Source organism: Arenibacter arenosicollis, assembly GCF_014397245.1.
In the GTDB taxonomy this organism is placed as follows: Bacteria; Bacteroidota; Bacteroidia; order Flavobacteriales; family Flavobacteriaceae; genus Arenibacter; species Arenibacter arenosicollis.
The window spans coordinates 22,948-46,329 of the sequence record NZ_JACLHY010000033.1; the positions used below are offsets into that span (position 1 = coordinate 22,948).

Here is a 23,382-nt window from a genome sequence, read left to right on the forward strand (position 1 = left end):
TTTTATTATTGCAGATCTTTAGCAATATTGGAGAGCGCCGAAATGGTCTCATCCAAATCCTGATAACTCAGGGCATCGTTCAAAAAGTAACTCTCAAATGCACTCGGTGGTAGGTATATTCCTTGGCTAAGCATCCCGTGGAAATATTTCTTAAATATGCCATTGTTACCTTTAGCTGAAGATTCAAAATCTGTCACCGGTTGGTCCGTGAAATGAATGGAAATCATGGAACCGAACCTGTTCATCTGAAAAGGAATATTGTTATCGCTCAATACTTTTGCCAAACCCTCTCCCAAGTACTTGGTCTTATCGGCCAAACTCCTGAAAATTTCCGGATTATTGTTCAATTCGGTCAGCATTGCCAAACCGGCACTCATGGCCAAAGGATTTCCACTCAGGGTTCCTGCTTGGTAAACCGGTCCATCCGGAGCTAAATACCCCATAATTTCGTCTCTTGCCGCAAAGGCACCAACGGGCAGTCCTCCTCCAATTACTTTTCCAAAAGTTACTATATCCGCCTTTATTCCCAATACTTCTTGGGCACCACCTTTTGCCAATCTGAATCCGGTCATCACCTCATCAAAAATCAATAAGATACCTTCTTGGTCACAAAGTTCACGAAGTCCCTTAATAAAACTTTCTTCAGGTATAATACAGCCCATATTTCCTGCTACAGGCTCAATTATAATGGCCGCAATTTCACCTTTGTTGGCCGCAGCCAAAGCCTTTACACTTTCTAGGTTGTTATAGGCTGCCAAAAGGGTATCCTTGGCCGTTCCTTGGGTAACTCCTGGACTGTTGGGACTGCCAAAAGTAACAGCTCCACTACCAGCTTGAATTAAAAATGAATCGGAATGACCGTGGTAACATCCCGCAAATTTTATTAATTTATCCTTTCCCGTAAATCCCCTGGCCAAACGAACCGCACTCATACAGGCTTCGGTACCACTATTTACAAAACGTATCTTATCAATATTGGGAACCATTGAAACCGCTAATTTCGCCAGCTGGGTTTCTATTTCCGTAGGCATTCCGAACGACGTACCCTTTTTTGCCTTCTCAATAACCGCATTGATCACAGGCTCATGGGCATGCCCCAAAATTAAAGGTCCCCATGATGCTATATAATCTATCAAACGGTTGCCATCCTCATCGTACAAATAAGCCCCTTTGGCTTCCTTCACAAATATAGGATTACCACCAACTGCCTTAAACGCCCTTACGGGAGAATTCACCCCGCCAGGAATATAACGCTGTGCTTCAGCAAATAAAGCACTGCTTCTTCTATAAATCATAAATTATCTAATTTTTTCGGATTTTACGGTCAATTTTTGGCCCTCTGCCAAATTACTGTTCGTCATATTATTCAGCTTCATCAATTCCGGAATGGAAACAAAATACCGTTTGGAAATGGAATATAAGGTATCTCCCCTTTGTACTACATGAATTTTGTAATCGTACTGCTTTGGCTCTCTTTTGACTATTGCACCAGACCCAACTACTTTCCTGTCATATTTGTCCAATTCATAGCGCTCTATAAGGGCAATCAACTTATGGGGATATTTACGGTCCGTTGCATAACCGGCTTCCCTTAAGCCATAGGCCCATCCTTTATAATCGTCATGTTCCAAATCGAATAAAAAGGCATAGCGTGCACGAGAGGATAAAAATACACTGTGGTCCCTGAAAGAGTACATGGGATGATTATATTTCCTAAAACATTCCCCTTTTGCATCATCATCATGAAAATCATAATCCCCATCCCAATCTGTATGACACTTTATACCAAAATGATTATTGGTCTTGGCTCCTAGCACCCCTCTGCCCGCACCACTTTCCAAAATGCCCTGGGCTAGGGTAATGCTGGCCGGGATGCCATATGCCTTCATCTCAAATTGGGCAATTTCAGCAAATGTTTCTATATATTCCTCTGTGGAGTTTACTGTAAATTTAACAAAATTACCATTGTCCTCCGGTAAGGCATAAGCTCCTTCATTTTTGGATTCGCCCAATGGTTTGGGTGCGGCCTTTGTGGAGGCTGTAGTAGTCCTAACATTAGGTTTTTTAGCATAGGTAGTTTTCTTTTTAACACCACAGCTAACTAGAAAGATACCCAAAAACATTGTTATTGCTATTCTTTTTATCATACTTTTATTAATGGAAGATTCTTCTTTTTTAACACTAAATTCATTCCTGTAATTCCCTGTAAACCACCACTGTGTATTGCTAAAATTTTGGTTCCCGGTTTAAAATAATCATTCTTTACCAAATCTAAAATACCAAATAATAATTTTCCTGTATAAACAGGATCTGTTGGTACATTGGTCTTTTCCTTAAAATAATTAATAAATGTTATAAGCTCTTCTGAAACCTTTGCATACCCCCCAAAATGATAATCGGAATTGATTTCCCAGTTTTCTTTGGCCGTAAAATTACAAATATCTTTTTTTAGAAAATCACCTTTTAAGGATGGAAACCCTATAATTCTCTGATAATTAAGTGAAGAATTGATAATTCCGGCCAAGGTACCACCTGTACCAACACTAGAACATATGACGTTAAAACCCTTATCTTCCGGAGTCAATATTTCCTCACAACCTTTAACGGCCAACAAATTTGTACCCCCTTCGGGGATCAAATAATACTGACCAAATTCCCTTTCCAACACCTCTAAAAAGGACCTATCCGCCCTTTCCCTATAGGCCGTTCTTGAAACAAATTTAAAATTCATCCCATGCTCATGGGCCTGGGCCAGAGTAGGGTTATGCATCCAATTCCGACTGAGCTCTTCACCCCTAATTACCCCAATGGTTCTTATCCCGTTTAATTTTCCGGCATAGGCCGTAGCAGCAATATGATTGGAATAAGCACCTCCGAAGGTAAGAATGGTGTCCAAGCCCTTTTGTTTTGCTTCCAATATATTGTACTTAAGTTTTCGGTACTTATTGCCAGAGATGAACGGATGAATCAGGTCTTCTCTTTTCACTGATAGAGCGACTTGTTTTTCAATTAAAATAGAAAGATCTACTTTTTGATTTATTCCCTGCACGTTGAAGGCTTTTCGCCCCAAAGATATTTAATAAAGCTATACGGCCTTCTTTCTTGTAGATAATATAAATTGGATTCATTATCATAAGCCTCACGTTCAAAGCTTATATTTTGGTATGCTTTATAGGCGTCAAAATAAATTAGAAACCGAATAAGACCCTCCAATAAATACAAGAAATAAAAAGGGACTATTAATAATTCCTGCTGCTGTCTTAAATGTATTCTTTCGTGATTAAGCAGCGTAGCATCCTTTTTTAAAGAAGAGTTCTTTAAAATAATGAAGGGCCAGAGAGACAGTCCAACGTAGTTCTTATAAAACAAATGTTTAAATACTACTATCATTTACTAGGCTAAATAACGCGCTTACCAAATATAAGAGGGTATTATCAAAAAAATTTTCCATAATCGGCTTACTACGAACAAAATAGGTTAAAGTGCAAAAAGTATACTAAACTCTGTTAAAATAAACACCCTAAGCTTCTCTCCTAAAAATAATTGGTATAAATCCCATAAATTTACATCAATGAAGAAATTTATACCATTGGAGGAAGGGGATTTTTACCTTTCAGAGGAGGGATACAAAGTTTTCACCCAACAATATCATCTAAAAAGGGGATATTGTTGTGAAAGTGGCTGCAGACATTGTCCTTACGGTTACAATCAAAAAACGAATGCACAGCGCCACAACTAAGGTCTTCGGCATGATTTTTGCGAATATTTAAGTGGAATATCATGAGTACTAATTCAAATAAAATAGCTATGAAAAAAATTAGATTTTTAGTCGTTCCGATCTTGGTGCTGCTTTTCGCAAGTTCCTGCACTTCGGTACGCGTATTATCAGATTATGATAAAGAAGCAAATTTTAATTCATTTAAAACCTATGCTTTTTACAAGACTGGTATAGACAAGGCCCAAATATCGGATTTGGATAAAAAGAGAATATTACATGCCATAGATGATGAGATGAGCTCTCGAGGTTTTGTGAAATCCGAAAATCCTGATATTTTATTGAGCATATTTACCAAGGAGAAACAACAGGTAGATGTGTACAATAACTATTGGGGCGCTGGCTACTATGGCTGGGGCTGGTCTCCTTTTTACTGGGGATCTCCCTATTACGGTGGAAACAATGTTAGCACAAGGACCGAAGGCTCTTTGTATATAGACATCATCGACGCCAAAAACAAGGAATTGGTCTGGCAGGGACGAGGTATTGGAACCTTGAACAACATTCGAAATATGGAGAAGAAGGAAGCAAGGATAAAAGAGTTTGTTTCTGAAATTTTGGAAGCCTATCCTCCCGGGACAGTTGTGAACTAATAAAATCTCCCTCATCAACACCTTTTGGTCATTAAACAATTAAGTGGCCCTAAAGCAATGTATTGGATTAAATTACCCTTGATTCCCTTCCCCTTTTTGTGGAAGGGAATTTTTTATTGGTAGTTACTTAAAACTAAGCGAGTATGGTTAAAAACCAACAACTTTAGCCACTTTCCAACGCTACCGAGCAAGATAAATACCCACACAATAATATAACATCTTCCTTGGGGGACATGAGGGCATTTTGTACCTTTAAGAGGATTAAAACCCATTGTATGTCCTACGAAAGCAACTACATACTGGATAAGCTTCCCAAGCATTTGAAGCAGTATATAAAACCTCAAGATTATGAGGATTACTCGCCGATCGATCAGGCGGTGTGGCGATATGTAATGCGCAAAAATGTGGATTATTTAAGCAAGGTTGCCCATAAAAGTTATCTGGAGGGATTAAAAAAAACGGGCATTTCCATAGATCATATTCCCAATATGTATGGCATGAACCGAATTTTGAAGGAAATAGGGTGGGCTGCCGTAGCTGTAGACGGCTTTATTCCCCCATCGGCCTTTATGGAATTCCAGGCCTACAATGTCTTGGTCATAGCATCGGACATACGACAATTGGAACATATTGAATATACCCCTGCACCAGATATAATACATGAAGGGGCCGGCCACGCTCCCATCATAGCCAATCCCGAATACGCGGAATACCTACGGCGGTTTGGGGAAATTGGATCCAAAGCCATTTCCAGTGCCAAGGATTATGAACTTTATGAAGCCGTAAGACATTTGTCCATTATAAAGGAAGCCGAAGGCACCCCGCAAGCTGATATAGATAAGGCCCGAAAGAAAATTGAGGACTTACAGGAGAACATGGGGGAGCCCAGTGAAATAGCACTTATAAGGAACCTTCATTGGTGGACCGTTGAATATGGCCTAATCGGCACTCTGGACGAACCTAAAATATACGGGGCAGGCCTACTTTCTTCCATTGGGGAAAGTGCTTGGTGCATGACGGACAAGGTTAAAAAAATACCCTATTCCATTGAAGCAGCACATACTTCCTTTGATATTACACAGCCACAGCCACAACTGTTTGTTACTCGGGATTTTGCCTACCTCAACCAAGTTTTGGAGGAGTTTGCCAATACCATGTCCCTTAGAAAGGGCGGATTAAGTGGATTGGAGAAACTTATAAACTCTAAAGAATTGGGGACCGTGGAACTAAGTACCGGCCTACAAATATCCGGTAATTTTGATAGTGTCATTTCCCATGAAGGAAAACCGGTCTATCTACAGACCATTGGAAATACGGCGCTTGCCTATCGAGAAAAGGAATTGATCGGACATGGAATTATACAGCACCCCAATGGCTTTGGATCGCCAATAGGAAAATTAAAGGGCATAAATCTAGCCATTGAGGATATGAGCCCCCGTGACCTGAAAGCCTATAATATTTATGAAGGTGAATTTGTGTCCCTTGAATTTATCGGCGACATAAAAGTTTCCGGGGAAATTATTACAGGTACTAGAAACCTAAAAGGGGAAATAATACTGATCACACTGGCCAATTGCACGGTTACCCATAATGAAAAAATACTCTTTCATCCCAATATGGGATTATACCATATGGCGGTTGGAGAAAATATCGTTTCCGTTTTCAATGGTCCTGCGGATTTAAAAAGTTTTGATTTGGTGACCCATAAGGTTACGGATACCACTATAAAATCGGCCAAAACTCAAAAAAGAAAACAATTAGAGCAGTTGTACAAGCAAGTAAGGGAATTTAGGGAAGGTAAAAATGTTACTATTTCCAGAAACAAGGTTTTTCATGAAATAAAAGCCAATCACCCAAAAGATTGGTTACTTGCTGTTGAACTTTACGAATTGGCAAAAAACAATGGAGATGAACATTTTGCCAAAGACTTAAAATCATACCTGGAAACCCTTAAACAACATAAACCGCAATTAGGTCATCTTATAGACGACGGCCTAGGTTTGGTAGATAAAAGCTTGGTAATATAGCCTTCATCATATTTTCAAATGGATTCCCTATATTTATGGCACTACCTTTAATAGACCTGAAATGAAATTATTTACTTATTACGTTTTTTCTTTTTTAATGCTATCTATGTCCATTGTAACATCCCAAACCATTTATGACGAAAGTAAGGTCCCCACTTTTGAAGTGCCTGATCCCTTGGTGACCTTTGGTGGTGAAAAAATAAACTCCGTTCGGAAATGGGAAAAAGTAAGAAGACCAGAGCTGCTTAAATTTTTTGAAAACAACGTATACGGAAAGCTACCCAAAGCCCTAAAGATAGATTCTTATACCATTTTGGAACAGGACAACAATGCGCTCAATGGAAAAGCCAAACGCAAACAGGTTCAACTCACTTTTAAGAATAACGACAAAATATTGAGTTTTACCATTTTACTCTATCTTCCAAAGAATTTGGACAAAGCACCAGTATTTTTGGGATATAATTTTTATGGAAACCATACCATTACAGAGGACAAAGCGGTCTTAATCTCAACAGCCTGGGCCAATAATAATGAGGACTTTGGCATTGAAAACCATACATTAATCGAGGAATCCCGAGGCAAAAGAACGCATCGCTGGGCCGTGGAAAAAATATTGGATGCCGGTTATGGATTGGCAACTATTTATTACGGTGAGGTTGACCCGGATAAAAATGATTTTTCAGACGGAGTCCATAATCTATTGTATCAACAAACCCAAAGGCAACCAAAACCGGACGAATGGGGCAGTATTGCGGCATGGAGTTGGGGTATGGTGAGGGCTCTGGATTATTTTGAAAAAGATCCTGAAATTGACGCCACAAAGGTCATATCTTTTGGCCATTCACGTTTGGGAAAGACATCTCTATGGGCAGGGGCCACCGATGTAAGATTCGCCGGGGTAATTTCAAACAACTCCGGATGTGGGGGTGCCGCCCTTTCCAAGCGTAAATTTGGTGAAACCGTAGGCCGCATCAATACTAGTTTCCCGCATTGGTTTTGCGACAATTTCGATCAGTACAGCGATAATGAAGAAGCCTTACCGGTAGATCAGCACCAATTATTGGCCCTTATTGCGCCAAGACCACTTTATGTAGCTAGTGCCCAAGAGGATGAATGGGCCGACCCCAAGGGCGAGTTCCTTTCTTCTTATTACGCATCTTCTGTTTATGAACTATACGGCAAGAAAGGTATAGGCACCATGGAAATGCCCAAGGTAAACGAACCCATCCAAAACACTGTAGCCTATCACATTAGAACTGGCAAACATGATGTTACTGATTACGATTGGGAAAATTATATTAAATGGGCAAATGCCTTTGTGAAATAGTGGAAGATTTAGGCTAATCCAGAGACATTTAATCCAACAACCTTAGCTCATCTAAATTTTCGATGTTCCTATCCCCATACACCAGTGTCCACCCCATAGAATTGGTAAGCATCAGGAATTTGGAAAGCTCACTTAAGAGTCGGTTTTCCGCATTGGATTTTAAAGTGGAGGCTTCTATTTTTTTCAAAAGGGATGCATTAACATTGCGCTTAATTTTGTTGTAGTCTTCAGCATTGAACTGGTTCAGATAATCCGAAGTAACATCGTAATACTCAAAATCGGGGTTTATCTTAATTTCCGGTGCAGGGATATCAATTATTCGAAGGGTCTTGGTAGCCTCGTCTATTTCAAATTTTATCAAACTTAAATCGTAACCCACCGTTACCTCAGCATTTACTACTACCAAAGCCTTTTTATGGGCCGTAATCAATGGCCCGAACAACTGTTGGGAATCCTTATAATTGTATACTTCCGCAAAGTGCCCCTCAGTAACTATAAGTTTGGAAACATTATTGATCTGCTCTTGAATGAGCATGGAATTCTCTTTTAAAATGGACTTTTTTTCTTTCTCCTCCGCACAGGAGCGAAAAATCAGTACCGCTGCCAAGGTTAGGATTACTCCGATCAATATTTTCTTCATGCACTAAAATTTCATAAAAGGATACTCCTTTTGAAGGTACGTAATTTTTTGATCAAGTGACTTAAGGAATTCATGGTGCTTTAGCGATTCAGGATTAAATGGTCTATGGTTTAAACCATTCTGAACGGCTACCACCTTATCCATAACAGCCATTGATTCTTTAGCAATCCATACAGAGGTAAATTTTTCCCAGATATAATCTATGGCCAATTGATTGGGATGCACCATATCCGTATCATAAAAACGATAGTCGCGCAATTCATCCATCATGATTTCATAAGCCGGAAAATAGGCCACCTCAGGTGATTTTTCCAGCACATTATGGACAGCGGTAATTAAGTTGGCCTTACTGCGCTGATTTTCCAAAAATCCGTCCTTTAAATGTCGAACAGGGGAAATGGTCAAAATAACTTTCACTTCTGGAGACCTCTTTTTTAATAACGATATAGTCTCCAAAAGTGAAGCCACTATCGATACCGGATCCAATAGTACTTTATTAAAGTTACTTTGGGGCAATTTATGGCAATTGGCAACAATACTGTTGGTAGATTTGTACTCGTAGGCCCAGGCCGTTCCCAAGGTAATTACTACATGGGTAAGCCCATGTAGCCAATTATCCGTCTTTTTGGTGGCGTTTTCAATAGCCTCCAAAGTCTCTTTTTTTGAAGATCGTCCCAAATCGGAATGAACATCCAAGCACTGCCATTGGTCACTTGATGATACCATGTGATCATCCAAAAACCCTTGGCCGGACACCACCTTCTTGGTAAAATTTTGAATTGCCATGGATTGATAAAGTATTCCAACCGGATTTACAAGCGACTGAAACTTGTAATACCCAAATTTATCCCCAATGTTTTCCGCAAAACAAGACCCCAATAATAGCAATCGACTATCGTAGTCTATGCAATCACTGGCTCGCGATATGGATATTTGGGTTTGTAATTTCATTTTTCATAGTTGACATTAAACCTACAAGGTCTACATCAAATAACTTTTGGCCTTTTCCAATGCTTCTGGGATTCCGGCTGGATTTTTACCTCCGGCAGTCGCGAAAAAGGGCTGTCCCCCACCACCACCTTGGATATATTTTCCAAGTTCGCGCACAATGGTACCTGCATTTAATTTTCTATCGTTGGCCAATTCCTTGGAAATATAGCAGGACAAAATTGCCTTCCCATCTTTTTCCGATGCAAATAACAAAAATAGGTCCTTCTTATTCTGGCCCAATTCAAATGAGATATCCTTAATTCCGGCGGCATCCAAATCAACTTTTTTGGCCAAATATTGGATTCCGTTTACATCCGTAAGTTCATTCAACAATTCACCTTTCAAATTTTTGGCTTTGTCCTTCAACAGGTTTTCCACCTCTTTTTTCAACCTTACATTCTCCTCCTGCAAGGCCGTTAATGCTTTAACGGGCTCCTGGGGATTGTTTAAAAGCTCTTTTAATTCCAAAAGGGTGTTATTGCTTTCGGAATAAAAGTCCTTTACTGCATCTGAAGTTATAGCTTCTATTCGGCGGATTCCCGCAGCAACTGCCCCTTCCGACTTAATTTTAAAATGCCAGATATCTGCCGTATTCTGCACATGGGTCCCACCGCAAAGTTCTATTGATTGCCCAAAGCGAATTGTTCGTACCGCATCCCCATATTTTTCTCCAAACAGGGCCATAGCTCCTTGCTCCAAAGCCTTTTCCATAGGCACGTTTCGCTGTTCTTCCAAAGGTAGTCCATTACTTATCCTAGCATTTACAAAACTTTCAATAGCCCTCAGTTCATCTGCACTCAGTTTGGCAAAATGGGAAAAATCGAATCGCAGGTATTTGGAGTGTACCGCCGAACCTTTTTGTTCCACATGGGTTCCCAAAATTTCACGTAATGCCTGGTGCAACAAATGGGTAGCTGTATGGTTACATTCCGTTCTTTTACGCTGTTTTGCATCGACCACAGCCTTAAATTTTTCTCCGGTATCCTTTGGTAGGTTTTTTGCAAAATGGATAATCTCGTTATTTTCTTTTTTGGTATCCAAAACATATACCACATCACCATTAGGGGCTTCCAAATATCCCTTATCCCCTACTTGACCTCCCCCTTCAGGATAAAATGGGGTAAGGTTGAACACTAATTGATATTGCTCTCCCTCTTTTTTGGAAGTTACTTTTCTATACTTTACTATTTTTACCGTGGTGTCCAAGACGTCATATCCCACAAATTCCTCTACTTCATCATTGGATAAAATTACCCAATCATCCTTGGAAACTTCCGATGCCGATCGTGACCGATCTTTTTGCTCTTGCATGGCAATATCGAAACCCTTTTCATCCAATTCATAACCTCTTTCACTTAGAATGAGAGCTGTAAGGTCTATCGGAAATCCGAAAGTATCGTAAAGTTCAAAAGCCTTTCTACCGTCTATTTTTTTATCCTTGTTTTCTCCAACAATATTATCCAACAATAATAACCCTTGGTCCAGGGTCTTTAAAAAGGAATGTTCCTCTTCCTTGACTACATTTTCTATTAACTGACGTTGATCCTTAAGCTCTGGGAAGGATTTTCCCATGGTATCGGAAAGGACCTTCACCAAACGGAACATAAAGGGTTCCTTGGTATTTAAAAAGGTAAATCCGTATCGTATGGCCCTCCTCAAAATTCTACGGATTACGTAGCCTGCACCTGTATTACTGGGCAATTGTCCGTCCGCAATAGAAAAGGATACTGCCCGTATGTGATCGGCAATTACCCTAATGGCTATATTTATCTCCTCGTCCTTTCCATACTTGGAATTGGTTATGGTTTCTATCTCCCTGATAATAGGCGTAAACACGTCTGTATCATAATTGGATTGCACCCCTTGCATTACCATACATAAACGCTCAAAGCCCATACCGGTATCCACATGCTTGGCAGGCAAGGATTCCAATTGTCCGTTGGCCTTCCTGTTGTACTGCATAAAAACCAAGTTCCATATCTCCACCACTTGGGGATGATCTTGGTTTACCAAAGAGGCACCTGAAACCTTTGCCTTTTCTTCAGCGGAACGAATATCTACATGTATTTCGGAACAAGGTCCACAGGGCCCTTGGTCTCCCATTTCCCAAAAATTATCCTTCTTATTTCCAAAAAGAATTCTATCCTTGGCCACTATTTTACTCCATAGGTCCAATGCTTCAGAATCCTGCTCCAACTGATCTGCATCCTTACTTCCCTCAAAAACGGTTACATAAAGGCTATCCTTATCAATTTTGCACACATCGGTTAAAAACTCCCAGGCCCAAGCAATGGCCTCGGCTTTAAAATAATCACCGAAACTCCAGTTTCCCAACATTTCAAACATGGTGTGGTGATAGGTATCCTTTCCTACTTCTTCCAAGTCGTTGTGCTTGCCGCTTACCCTTAGGCATTTTTGGGTATCGGCTACCCGTGTGGACTTTGGAACAGAGTTGCCCAGGAAGAACTCTTTAAACTGATTCATTCCTGCATTGGTAAACATCAAAGTTGGATCATCTTTGATCACCATAGGCGCAGATGGAACAATTTTATGGTTTTTTTCCTTAAAAAATTCTAAAAATTTGGCTCTAATTTCTTGGGATCTCATGTAAATTGGTAAGCTTTTTATATATTTAACGGTTGGTAGAAAACATTTTGCAACTTTGCAAGTTATCTATAAACACAACCACAAAAATAGAATAAATTAGATACATGTCTAAGGTAAAATACTATTACGATCCGGACACTCTATCATATCGGAAGATAGAACCCAGAAAATCCAGAAGATATAGAAATATAGCGCTATTTTTTCTAGGGTCTTTTCTTTTTGGATTCTTAGGTCTCATTTTACTTTTAAATACCAATTTGGTAAACACCCCACGGGAACTTTCCTTGGCCAGGGAGGTAAAAAATTATGAACTTCAGTTCGAATTGTTGGGCAAAAAAATGGAGCAGATAGAAAATGTATTGGCCAATATTGAAGACCGGGACAACAATATCTATAGATTGTATTTTGAAGCAAATCCCATTCCTGAAGAACAGAGAAGAGCAGGATTTGGAGGGGTTAACAGATATAAAGCCCTGGAAGGCTTCAACAATTCCGAAATGATCATTAGCACTACCAAAAGGCTGGATATTATCCAAAAACAAATGGTAATACAATCCAAATCCTTGGATGAGATTACGAAACTGGCCGAAGAAAAAGAAAAATTATTAGCGGCAATTCCCGCAATACAACCCATAAAGAACGAAGATCTTGCACGTATGGCCTCTGGTTACGGTTGGCGTTCCGACCCCTTTACCAAGGCAAGGAAAATGCACTGGGGAATGGATTTTACCTCACCGAAGGGAACTCCGATTTATGCGTCTGGAGACGGAACAGTTATTCGTGCGGACAACAACGCATCGGGTTACGGGAAACATATAAGAATAGATCATGGCTACGGATATATGAGTTTATATGGTCATTTAAGTCAATACAATGTTAAAGCGCGTCAAAAGGTAAAAAGAGGCGACCTTATTGGCTTCGTGGGTAGCACTGGGCGTTCCGAAGCACCACACCTACATTATGAGGTATGGAAAGATGATGAACGCATTAACCCGATCAACTTCTATTACGGCAGTTTAACTGCGGAAGAATTCGAAAATATGTTGAAATACGCAACCCAAGAAAACCAATCCCTGGATTAATGCATATAGATCTTCCGGAAAAACGATATTATGGTATTGGTGAAGTCGCCGATGCTTTTGATGTGAACGCCTCCCTTATCCGTTTTTGGGAGAAGGAGTTCGATGTCCTGAAGCCTAAAAAAAATGCCAAGGGCAATAGAAAGTTTACGCCCCAGGACATTAAAAATCTCCAATTGATCTACCATTTGGTAAAAGAACGCGGTTTTACCCTGGAAGGGGCCAAAATCCATTTAAAGGAAGATAAGTTAAAGACCTTGTCAACTTTTGATGTTATCCAGAAATTGGAAAAGGTTAAAGCCGAGCTGATCAAAATTAAAAATCAACTATAAATAACTCTAAATACTCTGATCATGAAAAAATGGTTAATTCCAGTAATTATCCTTGTCGTTTTAGGCATTGGCCTATACCAATGGGCTGTAGGCTTCAACAATACCGCTGTTAAACTTAAAGAAGCCTCTACCCAGACTTGGGCCAATGTGGAGAGCGCCTACCAAAGGAGGAACGATCTTATTGGCAACCTTGTTAAAACAGTACAGGGTGCAGCAGACTTTGAAAAAGGAACACTTACAGCGGTTATAGAAGCAAGGGCCAAGGCTACCTCGGTAAGCATTGACCCCACCAATATTACGCCGGAGCAACTCGCAAAATTCAATGAGGTACAAGGAGGATTAAGTGGTGCTTTGAAAAGTCTTTTGGTCACCGTGGAACGTTACCCGGACCTGAAGGCAAATCAAAATTTCCTGGAACTACAGTCACAATTGGAAGGCACGGAAAACAGAATAAACATAGAACGTAATCGATTTAACGAAAGCGTATTGCCCTACAACAATCATATAAAAACCTTCCCCAACTCTGTATTGGCAGGTCTTTTTAATTTTGATGAATTGGCATATTTTAAATCGGAAGCCGGTGCAGAGCAGGCTCCTGATGTGAATTTCGAATTCAATTAAAATTGTATGTCCAAAGTAGAAGATTTTTTAACGGCCGATGAGGAATTGGAAATAGTGAATGCCATTGTTGAGGCCGAAAAAAATACTTCGGGGGAAATTAGGGTGCATATTGAGCCGCAATCCAAAAAACCCCATTTTGAACGTGCCCAAGAGGTATTCCACTACCTAAAAATGGATAATACCAAAGAAGAAAACGGGGTCCTTATATACATCGCAGTAAATGACAAAAAATTTGTGATTTACGGTGACAAGGGAATAAACAAAGTGGTCCCCGATAATTTTTGGGACACTACCAAAACGGCCTTGGAAAATCATTTTAAAAAAGGGCATTTTAAGCAAGGCATCATAGAAGGAATACTCATGGCCGGCAAAGAATTGGAAACCCATTTCCCCTGGCGGCATAACAATCCCAATGAATTAAGCAATGAAGTATCTAAAGGGTAGTCTCTTATTCCTGGTATTATGCAGCTTCTCCATATCTGTTGCCCAATTTAAAATTCCCGAAAAGCCAAAACTTGAGGAACAGACAAGTGTTTATGATTATATAAACCTACTTTCTCCCCAGGAAACTAAAAGTCTGGAACAAAAATTGATCCGTTATTCGGATAGTACTTCCACACAGATTGTGTTGGCTATTATTTCAACTACTGACGGGGAGAATATAAACTTTTTAGGCGCCAATTGGGGACATGCCTGGGGTATTGGACAAGCCAAGGAGGACAATGGTATTTTAATTTTATTGGCCAGGGACGACCGTAAAATTGCCATTAATACGGGTTATGGCATTGAGCCACTATTGACAGATGCACTATCCAAACGGATTATAGAAACAGTAATCATCCCAGAATTTAAGCAGGATAAATATTACGACGGACTCAACAAAGGAGCGGATGCTATTTTTAATGTCCTGAATGGGGAGTTTAAAGAAGACCGCAGTTTTGACAAAACCCCAGGATTCCCATTTCAGACCATATTGCCCTTCATCATTTTCATTGTAATACTAATCATTCTTTCCAACAAGGGAAGAAGAGGGGGCGGTAAGGGAGGTAACCGTAAAGGAATGGACCTATGGGACATTATTATCCTTAGCAATATGGGGCGAGGCGGTTATAGATCGGGGTCATCCGGTGGTGGCTTCGGCAGTGGAGGCGGCTTAGGCGGAGGAGGTTTCGGTGGCGGTTTTGGCGGTGGAGGCTTTGGAGGAGGCGGATCTTCTGGAGGGTGGTAGTGCTAATCTAGCAATGTGTTAATGTACCAATGTGTTAATTTGAAGATTGGTCAATTTGAAAATACTTCAAACCTGAAACCCTTCTAAACTAGAGACTAGAAGAAAGAAAAAAGACGTAAGAGCAATATCCAAAAGAATTCAACAATTAGGCAAGGTGATGATTTGAAACCCTTCAAACCAGGAACAACTCAAACAAAAGCACTAATTGTAATAACGTCTTCCGCCCCTAACATTTGGTTTTTTGCCTCCAAATTGGTCAAACTTATAGGTAAAGCTGGCCATAAAATATTGTTGGAGTACGGTACCTTGAAAATCCTGTATATAATCTTCTCCAGTGGTTCTTCTGGTATTTATGTTTTGATCCAATAGATCATAGGCCAAGACCTTAAAGGTGCCTTTATCCTGCAGCATTTGAAGTCCGAGACTCATATTCCAAAAAAGGGCATCTTTTTTAAACCCAGGACCCACATTACCGTTATAACTGTATCTCAAGTCATTGCCCCATATTAAATTCTCCGGCCAATAGGTAGTCACTTTTAACTCGGCATTCTGCGAAGTAAATTTAATATCATCCAACCCATCCAAATTATAGGTGGTATTATTGAACCCAATACCATAGCCAGGTTCGATTTCTATTTTTTCCTTATAATTAAAGGTAGTTGAGAAATAGGGGGTAACATCAAAACTATTTGCTTTAAGCTCCACGCCATTGGTAAAACTTACCTGCCTCCCAAAACTCAATCGTGGCCTAACATTAAACTTAATGGTATAGGTACTGTCTTTTTTAATTTGTTTGGAATACCCTATTCCCGAGTAACCACTATAATTCCCATCTATATTGGTATATCTTGTGGTCCTTAAAAAATTGTCATCCGTGGTAGAGATGGCGGACACCCTATCTTTTTGAATATCCATTCCCGCATATATAAAAAGCCCGGTTCTACTTTTCCAGTCATAATTATTGTAATTAAAATCTATGCCGTGGTTAACACTGGGCAACAAATTGGGATTACCAATAACTACGTTTAAGGGATCATTAATGTTAGGGACCGGCTGTAATTGATTTACAGAAGGCACGCTGAGCCTGGAATTATACCTTAGGTACACACGTTTGTTTTTATCAATGTTGTATCGAAAACTACTCCTCAACAACAAATTCTCATAGGAATTGGTAAATGAGGTATTCTGAAGAAAATCTTGGTTCTTAAGATCGGTCATCACATATGATGCGTTGACCCGGAAATTCAATTTCTCACCATTACTGCGTATTCCAATGGAAGGTGACTGCTGAATGTTTTTAAAGTTAAAATCCGAACTTAAAGCCGTATTGAAATCGGTGTAGCCATTGTTGCCAGGGTCAAAATCCATTACCTGTTTGGCATTGTCCGTTTGATCATTTTTATATTCATAACCAAAATCCAAAAACAATTTACTGGTCAATGGCTGCCTATAATCTACCTCCAATTCATAGGAATTTCTTGAATTGTCGGTTTCGGACAGTTGATTTAGGTTTTCTACGCTGGGATCATCCCCAAATATTTCCCGAACCGAATTTAGGTTGGATGTATTTATGTTTTCCGAATTGTCATTGGAAAAGGTAATACTGACCATTTTACCAATGGTATCCAGTTTCTTCATAATACCGAATCGATTGGAAAAATTTCTTTGAAATCCGTCGTTAACGGTGGTACGCTCATTACTGTTGATCAAATCTCCGCTCTCATCCGTAGATACCTTATTGTTCCTATTTACAGAATTGGTCCTATTGATACTCAACGAAGGCTGTACCGTAACCCGAAGCGTTTTATCTACATCATAATCTATATTTGCCGCCCCACGGTTGGAATTCGTAGAACCCTCGAAATTGGAAATATTATCCGTAAAATATCTACTATCCGGCAAGATATTCTCCCTACTTGTCTTTTGGTCATTATAGGAATCGCTATATCCAAAAAAGTAATTGGCATCGATCTTATACTCGCCCTTTTCAGAATTGGCGTAACTAGTCCCAAGGTTGGAGGAAGTAGTAATACCATTGCCGAAATTATTGATTAGGCCAGATTCCCGTGCCCCTGAATAACCTCCATCAGTATTTCCTACCATATCATAGATCTCATCAAAGGAAAATCCTGAATTATTAATGTTATTGGAGCTGGCAATAAAACTTATCCTTTTCTTATCGCTAAAATAATTGAGCAAGCCGTTTAATTGATATCTTTCATCGGTACCGTAACCGGCAGCCAATCTTCCCAAATAGCCCTTGTTCTTATCTTCCTTTATGGTTAAATTAATGGTTTTATTTTCGCCATCGCCAGATTCACCCGTAAACTCCTCGGTCTTGGTTTTGGTATCGGTAATTTGGATCTTACTTATAATATCCTTAGGTAAACTTTTGGTAGCTACTTTGGGGTCATTACTAAAAAACACTTGCCCGTTTACCAGGACCTGATTTACCTCCTTACCGTTCACGGTGATCTTACCATCACTATCCACCTCTACCCCTGGTAATTTTTTCAGGACATCTTCCACCGTAGCATCCGGCTTTGTTTTAAAGGAATCCGCATTAAATTCCAACGTATCCTTTTTAATGGTAATCGGCACGCGATCACCCACTATAAGAACACCGTCCAGTTCCTGGGCCTGTTCTTCCAATTGCACGTTTCCCATATCTACTTGGGGCTGTAATTTAACTTTTACCTTATGTGATTTATAGCCATTGTAGGAGAAGAAAACATTTACTTCTTTAAGACTGGTATCGCCTTCCAGCTCAAACACCCCTTTTTGATCGGATACAGTATAGGAAACCAAGGAACTATCCTTTAAGGACTCCGCATAAATAGTGGAGGCCTCCAATGGAGCCTTGGTAATAGCATCTACAATTTTTCCACTCAAAACAAAATCTTGGGAAAAGGAAAGGCAAAAAAATAAAATGGAAAATAGGAGAGAAAAGTAAAATTTCTGCATTTGGTTAGTGTGTCTTGTATTCTTGGTAATTTGGTAAGTCCCCAAAAATATAGCAACAGCTACTACGACCCAAATGGTTAACAGAACTTTATGACCCTGCCTTTAGAAATAACCCAATTTAAATTGAGCTCCTTATTTTTTTCTCATAAAGACCGAAACAGGCACCCCTGTAAAATCGAAATGCTCCCTTAATTTATTCTCCAAAAATCGCTTATAAGGATCCCTGACATATTGTGGAAGGTTACAAAAAAATGCGAACTGCGGATAAGGCGTTGGCAATTGCGTACAGAATTTTATTTTTACATACTTATCCTTGTAGGCCGGCGGAGGATAGTTTTCAATAATAGGCAACATGATGTCGTTCAGCTTTCTGGTCACCACCTTTTTTTGCCTATTTTCATACACCTGAACGGCAGTTTCAATGGCCTTAAAAATTCGCTGTTTTGTTAAAACGGAGATAAAAAGAATGGGCACATCTGTAAAGGGTGATATGGCCTCTTTAATTTTCTGAGTGTAATGCTTAATGGTATTGGTCTCTTTGTCTTCAATCAAATCCCATTTATTTACCAAGATTACGATTCCCTTGTTGTTGCGCTGAGCCAACCAGAAAATATTTTCTACCTGTCCGTCAAAACCACGGGTAGCATCCAACATAAGAATACAGACATCAGAATGCTCAATAGCCCTTACCGAACGCATTACGGAATAGAACTCCAGGTCTTCCCTTACCTTGGCCTTACGACGAATCCCGGCAGTATCTACCAGATTAAATTCAAAGCCAAATCTATTGTATTTAGTATCAATACTATCTCTAGTTGTACCCGCAATATCGGTCACTATATATCTTTCCTCCCCAATAAGTGCATTGATAAATGATGATTTTCCTGCATTAGGTCTTCCCACCACGGCAAAACGAGGCAAGTCGTCCTTCTCCTTTTCCTTTTCCGGCAATACCTTTACCAATTCGTCCAGTAGGTCGCCAGTTCCACTACCATTTATACTGGCAATGGTATAATACTCCCCTAAGCCCAACGAATAAAACTCCACGGCATCTTCCGCTCTTTTACCGTTATCCACCTTGTTCACTACTAAGAAAACAGGCTTATTTACACGTCTCAACAAATTGGCTACATCCTCATCCATCCCTGTAACCCCGGCTTCCACGTCCACCATAAAGATAATGGCATCGGCCTCGTCTATGGCCAATTCTACCTGCTTATCAATTTCTTTTTCAAAAACATCATCGCTCCCCAATACATATCCACCGGTATCGATCAAAGAAAACTCCACTCCGTTCCAATCGCTCTTTCCATAATGACGGTCACGGGTAACCCCACTAACGGCATCAACAATAGCCTCTCTTCTCTGAATTAATCGATTGAAAAAGGTTGATTTGCCTACATTAGGTCTTCCTACAATGGCTACAATAGCACTCATACTTTTAATTTGCTGCAAAAGTACTATTTATATTCGAAGAAAAAACAGTATCTTTTATCCTAATTATCAGCCATCTAGTTTGAAAGTATTACCCAACGAAATTATCCTAAGGCCAAGGTTCCGAATTAATCTAAATGGTCCTGCGAAATCCATATTGCAATTATTCCAAAATGCGGACACTTCACATTTTATCGTAAAGATATCCGACCATCATGTTTTTATAAAATTCAATAAATCGGAATCCCATTTTTGGTCGCCTCAGTTGCAGATCGAGGTGGTGGACCAGGAGGACGGAAATAGCATTATATATGGATTATTTGGTCCCAACCCTACCCTATGGACATTTTTTATGTTCGTGCATTTCGGAGTGGCCACATTGTTCATCTTTTTTGGAGTTTGGGCTTATTCCAATAACGCCTTGGGCAAGGAGATTGGACTCCAATTGGCATTAATGGCTTTAATGGTAGTTGCATGGGTGGTTCTTTATGTCTTTGGAAGAATCGGAAAAAGAAAGGGCAAGCCCCAAATGCATCAATTGCATGAGTTTATGTTAAAGCATACCAAAGAAGGAAACTAGCAGTAGTCAGTAGAAAGAAAAAATTTAATATTCCATCTAAGAAAAAAATTCATTGAATATTATTGAGGTCTCTCAAGAAATCTATCGGCATAAGCTCTACCGGATAATGTTTGTGCAGTACTAATGTCACCTCGAGCGCAGTCGAGAGGTCTTGCTTTGCCGTTATCATTTAGTGTGGCAGACCCAAGGAATTAAGGGTAATGCAGCTCCTCAAGAACAATCGGTTAAGAATCTAACCCTGATTGTAACCAAAGCGCTTCAATTGATTTGGATCGCTTCTCCAATTTTTGTTGACCTTTACATAGAGTTCCAAATGCACTTGTTTATCGAAGAATTTCTCCAGGTCTTTACGGGCTTCAACACCTACTCTTTTAAGGGCGCTTCCTTTGTGACCAATGATAATCCCCTTTTGGGAATCGCGCTCCACCATGATGACGGACCGCATGCGGATAATGTCCTCATCTTCAAAAAATTCCTCAGTATCTATCTCAACAGAGTATGGAATTTCCTTTTTGTAGAATTGAAGAATTTTTTCCCGAATAGTTTCGTTTACAAAAAAGCGTTCCGGCTTGTCTGTCAACTGGTCCTTTGGATAATAAGGTGGTGCTTCGGGCAGCAATTCCAAAATGCGAAGAAAAACCTCCTTCACATTAAAATTCTGTAAGGCTGATATAGGATGGATTTCGGCCGTAGGCAATTGCTCCTGCCAATACTGAACCTGTTCTTCCAAGATACCCTGCTCAGAAACATCAATTTTGTTCAATAAGAGCAATACCGGAATCTTGGTATTTTTAAGTTTTTCAAAAAAGCGTTCGTCTTTCAGGGCCTTTTCTCCTATCTCCACCATATAAATCAACACATCGGCATCCTCAAAAGCGGACTTCACAAAGTCCATCATAGAAGATTGCAATTCATAGGCGGGCTTTATAATACCCGGAGTGTCGGAAAGTACCATTTGAAAATCTTCCCCATTGACAATTCCCAAAATACGGTGCCGGGTAGTTTGAGCCTTCGAGGTAATAATAGATAATTTTTCCCCTACAAAGGCATTCATGAGCGTGGATTTCCCCACATTGGGATTTCCTATAATATTTACAAAACCGGCTTTATGCGACATCTTCCCTTTTTAACTTTTATAATGGCAAAGGTAATTATATATAGCCATCTATATCATAATTAATCCTAAAATTATGTATAGCACCACTGTTACCAAACCACCGATCAAGGCATAGGGTAGCTGTGTATTTATATGATCTATATGATCACTGGCGGAGGCCATGGAAGAGATAATGGAGGTGTCCGAAATGGGGGAACAGTGATCTCCAAAAACCCCACCACCCAAGGTAGCAGCAACAATTAAAGGTAGTGGTGCACCATGGATTTCGGCCATGGGCATGGAAATCGCCATCATTATAGCAAAAGTACCCCATGAAGTCCCCGTCGAAAACGCAATAAAGGAACTGATAACAAAAATAACTGCCGGTAAAAAAGCGGGCGATAACCATCCTTTGGACCAATTGGCCACAAACTCTCCTGTTCCCAAGGCATTACATGCATCCCCTATGGCAAAGGCCAATAACATCAGTAAAGCCAAGGGCATTAATTCGCTGATTCCCTTCAGGGTGAGATCGATCATTTCCTTGGTTTTCATAATTTTCTGCGACCTATACAATACCATGGCGACTAAAATTGCTGTGAGTACTGCATATAGCACGGATGAAGAGCCAGAGCCATTGCCTATAGCCTTAAAAAGATGATCCGAAAATGAAGTGGCGTCCTCCACAGCATCCCAACCTGTATATGCCAAATTAATGGGCATCATGAATACCATGGTCGCCAAGGGCACAATCATATTATAGGCCTTGGCCTCAATCCCTTCTTTGGACGCAAAAGAGGTCACCTCACTGGACAACATGGGTTTGGCAGTATCACTTAACAATTTCCCTGTTTCCCTGGTACGTTTTTCGGCCTTCCCCATAGGACCTATATCCTTTTTGCTAATAATTACCACGAATACAATAACTATAGCCAGGATGGGATAAAAATTATAAGCTATGGAAGCCAGCATGGTTCCAAACGGATTTTCTATTCCCTGTGTAAGCAATAATCCCATTATAAATGCCCCCCAGGCATTAAAGGGTATTAAAATGGAGGAAGGGGCAGAACTGGAATCGGCGATATAGGCCAGTTTTTCCCTCGGAATCTTTAGTTTATCAAAAACTGGCCGATAAAGAGTACCTACGGTTAAGGAACTAATACTGGTCTCCACAAAGAGTAAAATTCCAGTAAGCAAAGCCATAAGCTGCACCACTACCCTACTATAGCCACTCTGTTTTTTCTCAAAATAGATTATGACCTTATTGATCTGGTTTATAAATCCCTCCACCCCTTTGGAGTATTGAATAAACAGCAGCAAAGCCCCCACAAGAGCACTAAACATAATGGTCCTTGTATTACCTGGGGATTTAAAAACATTTACCATCCCCTCTATGGCCGCTAGAGTACCGGTAAGAAAATTCCAGTCATTGATGATGACCCATGAAAACCATATTCCAAATAGTAAGGCTATATAAACTTGTTTTGTTCTGAGTGCCAATACAATAGCAATGATAGGCGGTAAGATTGAGAGAAAACCATAGTTATCCATAAATGAACGGGCGAATTAAAGGTGACGGATTTTAATTAAAATCGATACAAAATAGAAAGATTTTGGACAAGGAAGACTACAACTGGGCATTTTTAAATATTTGATAAAAATTTATGCTCATTTTTAATATTTAATTTAAAATAGATTTGGGAAATCATAAAAAGGATGTATCTTTGCAGTCCGAAATAATTCAGTCAGCATTATGAACTGAAGGTTAAAAGCCAAGTTGATTGTTTTGGAAACGCACATCGCGGGATAGAGCAGTAGGTAGCTCGTCGGGCTCATAACCCGAAGGTCACTGGTTCGAGTCCAGTTCCCGCTACTAAGCCGAAAGGCCAATAAAATCAACGGATCGGGTCCTCCCAATCCGTTTTTTTTATGTCCAATATTATCCTACTTTTACGAAAAGTACGGATCAAGAACAATTGTTGTGTTTATGCAAATATTGTGGTCAATCTATAAAGGAAGAATTCTACGTTTTTGACTCCTCTGAATTGCGCTCTAAAAGCTTTTATTTTTGCATTGAATGATTCCGCCG

21 protein-coding genes and 1 tRNA gene are annotated in these 23,382 nt (G+C 39.9%); 11 read left to right on the forward strand and 11 right to left on the reverse strand.

What is annotated here, in order from left to right:
* Window positions 1-5 precede the first annotated feature (5 nt).
* The 4 genes from hemL to H4O18_RS20450 are packed head-to-tail and all read right to left on the reverse strand — an operon-like array spanning window position 6 to window position 3,390.
* Window positions 6-1,295, reverse strand: coding sequence for a glutamate-1-semialdehyde 2,1-aminomutase (hemL, locus tag H4O18_RS20435; protein ID WP_187588134.1), 1,290 nt, complete (start codon window positions 1,293-1,295; stop codon window positions 6-8).
* Window positions 1,296-1,298: 3 nt separating this feature from the next.
* The gene (locus H4O18_RS20440; protein ID WP_187588136.1) at window positions 1,299-2,147 is read right to left on the reverse strand and encodes a glucosaminidase domain-containing protein; all 849 of its coding nucleotides are present in this window, start codon (window positions 2,145-2,147) and stop codon (window positions 1,299-1,301) included.
* Window positions 2,144-3,040 carry a 1-aminocyclopropane-1-carboxylate deaminase/D-cysteine desulfhydrase gene (locus H4O18_RS20445; RefSeq protein ID WP_425489142.1) on the reverse strand — a complete coding sequence of 299 codons (897 nt, stop codon included), beginning with the start codon at window positions 3,038-3,040 and terminating at the stop codon, window positions 2,144-2,146. Before H4O18_RS20445 ends, H4O18_RS20440 begins: the two co-directional genes overlap by 4 nt.
* Window positions 3,037-3,390, reverse strand: a complete 354-nt coding sequence (locus H4O18_RS20450) for a hypothetical protein (protein WP_187588140.1) — start codon at window positions 3,388-3,390, stop codon at window positions 3,037-3,039. The genes H4O18_RS20445 and H4O18_RS20450 overlap by 4 nt, the downstream gene beginning before the upstream one ends.
* Window positions 3,391-3,571: 181 nt before the next feature.
* Between H4O18_RS20450 and H4O18_RS20455 the strand changes: the two genes are divergently transcribed.
* The 4 genes from H4O18_RS20455 (at window position 3,572) to H4O18_RS20470 (ending at window position 7,722) form a co-directional block, all read left to right on the forward strand.
* A complete protein-coding gene (locus tag H4O18_RS20455) occupies window positions 3,572-3,739 on the forward strand; it encodes a C1orf53 family protein (protein ID WP_187588142.1) in 168 nt (55 codons plus the stop codon).
* Between the two features lie 68 nt (window positions 3,740-3,807).
* Window positions 3,808-4,368: a DUF4136 domain-containing protein gene (locus H4O18_RS20460; protein ID WP_187588144.1), complete on the forward strand. Its 561-nt coding sequence runs from the start codon at window positions 3,808-3,810 to the stop codon at window positions 4,366-4,368.
* 275 nt (window positions 4,369-4,643) lie between these two features.
* Window positions 4,644-6,395, forward strand: a complete 1,752-nt coding sequence (locus H4O18_RS20465) for an aromatic amino acid hydroxylase (protein ID WP_187588146.1) — start codon at window positions 4,644-4,646, stop codon at window positions 6,393-6,395.
* Between the two features lie 61 nt (window positions 6,396-6,456).
* On the forward strand, window positions 6,457-7,722 hold the full coding sequence (locus H4O18_RS20470; RefSeq protein WP_246474499.1) for a glucuronyl esterase domain-containing protein: 1,266 nt from the start codon (window positions 6,457-6,459) through the stop codon (window positions 7,720-7,722).
* A gap of 28 nt (window positions 7,723-7,750) precedes the next feature.
* Here H4O18_RS20470 and H4O18_RS20475 read toward each other — a convergent pair whose 3' ends face one another.
* Genes H4O18_RS20475 through alaS form a run of 3 tightly spaced genes read right to left on the reverse strand, consistent with a single transcriptional unit; the run spans window position 7,751 to window position 11,959 of the window.
* Window positions 7,751-8,362 (reverse strand): DUF4230 domain-containing protein, encoded by a 612-nt coding sequence (locus H4O18_RS20475; RefSeq protein ID WP_187588148.1) that lies wholly within the window; start codon window positions 8,360-8,362, stop codon window positions 7,751-7,753.
* 3 nt (window positions 8,363-8,365) lie between these two features.
* Window positions 8,366-9,313: a GSCFA domain-containing protein gene (locus H4O18_RS20480; RefSeq protein WP_187588150.1), complete on the reverse strand. Its 948-nt coding sequence runs from the start codon at window positions 9,311-9,313 to the stop codon at window positions 8,366-8,368.
* A gap of 30 nt (window positions 9,314-9,343) precedes the next feature.
* A complete protein-coding gene (gene alaS / locus H4O18_RS20485) occupies window positions 9,344-11,959 on the reverse strand; it encodes an alanine--tRNA ligase (RefSeq protein WP_187588152.1) in 2,616 nt (871 codons plus the stop codon).
* A 104-nt stretch (window positions 11,960-12,063) separates the two neighbouring features.
* On the opposite strand from alaS, the gene H4O18_RS20490 reads away from it, so the two are divergent.
* From H4O18_RS20490 to H4O18_RS20510, 5 genes are read left to right on the forward strand one after another with little or no spacing between them, the layout of a single operon-like run.
* Complete coding sequence (locus H4O18_RS20490) at window positions 12,064-13,041, forward strand: M23 family metallopeptidase (RefSeq protein WP_187588154.1); 978 nt, start codon at window positions 12,064-12,066, stop codon at window positions 13,039-13,041.
* Window positions 13,041-13,370, forward strand: coding sequence for a MerR family transcriptional regulator (locus H4O18_RS20495; protein ID WP_126160946.1), 330 nt, complete (start codon window positions 13,041-13,043; stop codon window positions 13,368-13,370). The genes H4O18_RS20490 and H4O18_RS20495 overlap by 1 nt, the downstream gene beginning before the upstream one ends.
* A 21-nt stretch (window positions 13,371-13,391) precedes the next feature.
* Complete coding sequence (locus H4O18_RS20500; RefSeq protein WP_187588156.1) at window positions 13,392-13,991, forward strand: LemA family protein; 600 nt, start codon at window positions 13,392-13,394, stop codon at window positions 13,989-13,991.
* 6 nt (window positions 13,992-13,997) lie between these two features.
* Window positions 13,998-14,435, forward strand: coding sequence for a TPM domain-containing protein (locus H4O18_RS20505; protein ID WP_187588158.1), 438 nt, complete (start codon window positions 13,998-14,000; stop codon window positions 14,433-14,435).
* A complete protein-coding gene (locus tag H4O18_RS20510) occupies window positions 14,416-15,219 on the forward strand; it encodes a TPM domain-containing protein (RefSeq protein ID WP_187588160.1) in 804 nt (267 codons plus the stop codon). The genes H4O18_RS20505 and H4O18_RS20510 overlap by 20 nt, the downstream gene beginning before the upstream one ends.
* 201 nt (window positions 15,220-15,420) lie before the next feature.
* Here the strand turns inward: H4O18_RS20510 and H4O18_RS20515 are convergent, their stop codons facing one another.
* Window positions 15,421-18,111 (reverse strand): outer membrane beta-barrel protein, encoded by a 2,691-nt coding sequence (locus H4O18_RS20515; protein ID WP_246474501.1) that lies wholly within the window; start codon window positions 18,109-18,111, stop codon window positions 15,421-15,423.
* 204 nt (window positions 18,112-18,315) lie between these two features.
* The gene (gene der, locus H4O18_RS20520; RefSeq protein ID WP_187588164.1) at window positions 18,316-19,620 is read right to left on the reverse strand and encodes a ribosome biogenesis GTPase Der; all 1,305 of its coding nucleotides are present in this window, start codon (window positions 19,618-19,620) and stop codon (window positions 18,316-18,318) included.
* 79 nt (window positions 19,621-19,699) lie between these two features.
* Between der and H4O18_RS20525 the strand changes: the two genes are divergently transcribed.
* Window positions 19,700-20,197, forward strand: a complete 498-nt coding sequence (locus tag H4O18_RS20525; RefSeq protein ID WP_187588166.1) for a GTP-binding protein — start codon at window positions 19,700-19,702, stop codon at window positions 20,195-20,197.
* A gap of 232 nt (window positions 20,198-20,429) precedes the next feature.
* Here the strand turns inward: H4O18_RS20525 and era are convergent, their stop codons facing one another.
* Window positions 20,430-21,314 carry a GTPase Era gene (gene era / locus H4O18_RS20530; RefSeq protein WP_187588168.1) on the reverse strand — a complete coding sequence of 295 codons (885 nt, stop codon included), beginning with the start codon at window positions 21,312-21,314 and terminating at the stop codon, window positions 20,430-20,432.
* A 48-nt stretch (window positions 21,315-21,362) separates the two neighbouring features.
* On the reverse strand, window positions 21,363-22,844 hold the full coding sequence (locus tag H4O18_RS20535) for a Na+/H+ antiporter NhaC family protein (RefSeq protein ID WP_187588170.1): 1,482 nt from the start codon (window positions 22,842-22,844) through the stop codon (window positions 21,363-21,365).
* 249 nt (window positions 22,845-23,093) lie between these two features.
* Between H4O18_RS20535 and H4O18_RS20540 the strand changes: the two genes are divergently transcribed.
* Window positions 23,094-23,166 (forward strand) — tRNA-Met (locus tag H4O18_RS20540).
* The last annotated feature ends 216 nt before the right edge of the window (window positions 23,167-23,382 follow it).

Excerpts from the sequence above, each read along its gene's own strand:
- alaS (WP_187588152.1), bottom strand. The coding sequence starts at position 11,959 with ATGAGATCCCAAGAAATTAGAGCCAAATTTTTAGAATTTTTTAAGGAA.
- era (WP_187588168.1), bottom strand. The coding sequence starts at position 21,314 with ATGTCGCATAAAGCCGGTTTTGTAAATATTATAGGAAATCCCAATGTG.
- H4O18_RS20500 (WP_187588156.1), top strand. The coding sequence starts at position 13,392 with ATGAAAAAATGGTTAATTCCAGTAATTATCCTTGTCGTTTTAGGCATT.
- H4O18_RS20460 (WP_187588144.1), top strand. The coding sequence starts at position 3,808 with ATGAAAAAAATTAGATTTTTAGTCGTTCCGATCTTGGTGCTGCTTTTC.
- H4O18_RS20505 (WP_187588158.1), top strand. The coding sequence starts at position 13,998 with ATGTCCAAAGTAGAAGATTTTTTAACGGCCGATGAGGAATTGGAAATA.
- H4O18_RS20455 (WP_187588142.1), top strand. The coding sequence starts at position 3,572 with ATGAAGAAATTTATACCATTGGAGGAAGGGGATTTTTACCTTTCAGAG.
- H4O18_RS20510 (WP_187588160.1), top strand. The coding sequence starts at position 14,416 with ATGAAGTATCTAAAGGGTAGTCTCTTATTCCTGGTATTATGCAGCTTC.
- H4O18_RS20465 (WP_187588146.1), top strand. The coding sequence starts at position 4,644 with ATGTCCTACGAAAGCAACTACATACTGGATAAGCTTCCCAAGCATTTG.
- H4O18_RS20450 (WP_187588140.1), bottom strand. The coding sequence starts at position 3,390 with ATGATAGTAGTATTTAAACATTTGTTTTATAAGAACTACGTTGGACTG.
- der (WP_187588164.1), bottom strand. The coding sequence starts at position 19,620 with ATGAGTGCTATTGTAGCCATTGTAGGAAGACCTAATGTAGGCAAATCA.
- H4O18_RS20535 (WP_187588170.1), bottom strand. The coding sequence starts at position 22,844 with ATGGATAACTATGGTTTTCTCTCAATCTTACCGCCTATCATTGCTATT.
- H4O18_RS20495 (WP_126160946.1), top strand. The coding sequence starts at position 13,041 with ATGCATATAGATCTTCCGGAAAAACGATATTATGGTATTGGTGAAGTC.
- H4O18_RS20480 (WP_187588150.1), bottom strand. The coding sequence starts at position 9,313 with ATGAAATTACAAACCCAAATATCCATATCGCGAGCCAGTGATTGCATA.
- H4O18_RS20440 (WP_187588136.1), bottom strand. The coding sequence starts at position 2,147 with ATGATAAAAAGAATAGCAATAACAATGTTTTTGGGTATCTTTCTAGTT.
- H4O18_RS20470 (WP_246474499.1), top strand. The coding sequence starts at position 6,457 with ATGAAATTATTTACTTATTACGTTTTTTCTTTTTTAATGCTATCTATG.
- H4O18_RS20475 (WP_187588148.1), bottom strand. The coding sequence starts at position 8,362 with ATGAAGAAAATATTGATCGGAGTAATCCTAACCTTGGCAGCGGTACTG.
- H4O18_RS20490 (WP_187588154.1), top strand. The coding sequence starts at position 12,064 with ATGTCTAAGGTAAAATACTATTACGATCCGGACACTCTATCATATCGG.
- hemL (WP_187588134.1), bottom strand. The coding sequence starts at position 1,295 with ATGATTTATAGAAGAAGCAGTGCTTTATTTGCTGAAGCACAGCGTTAT.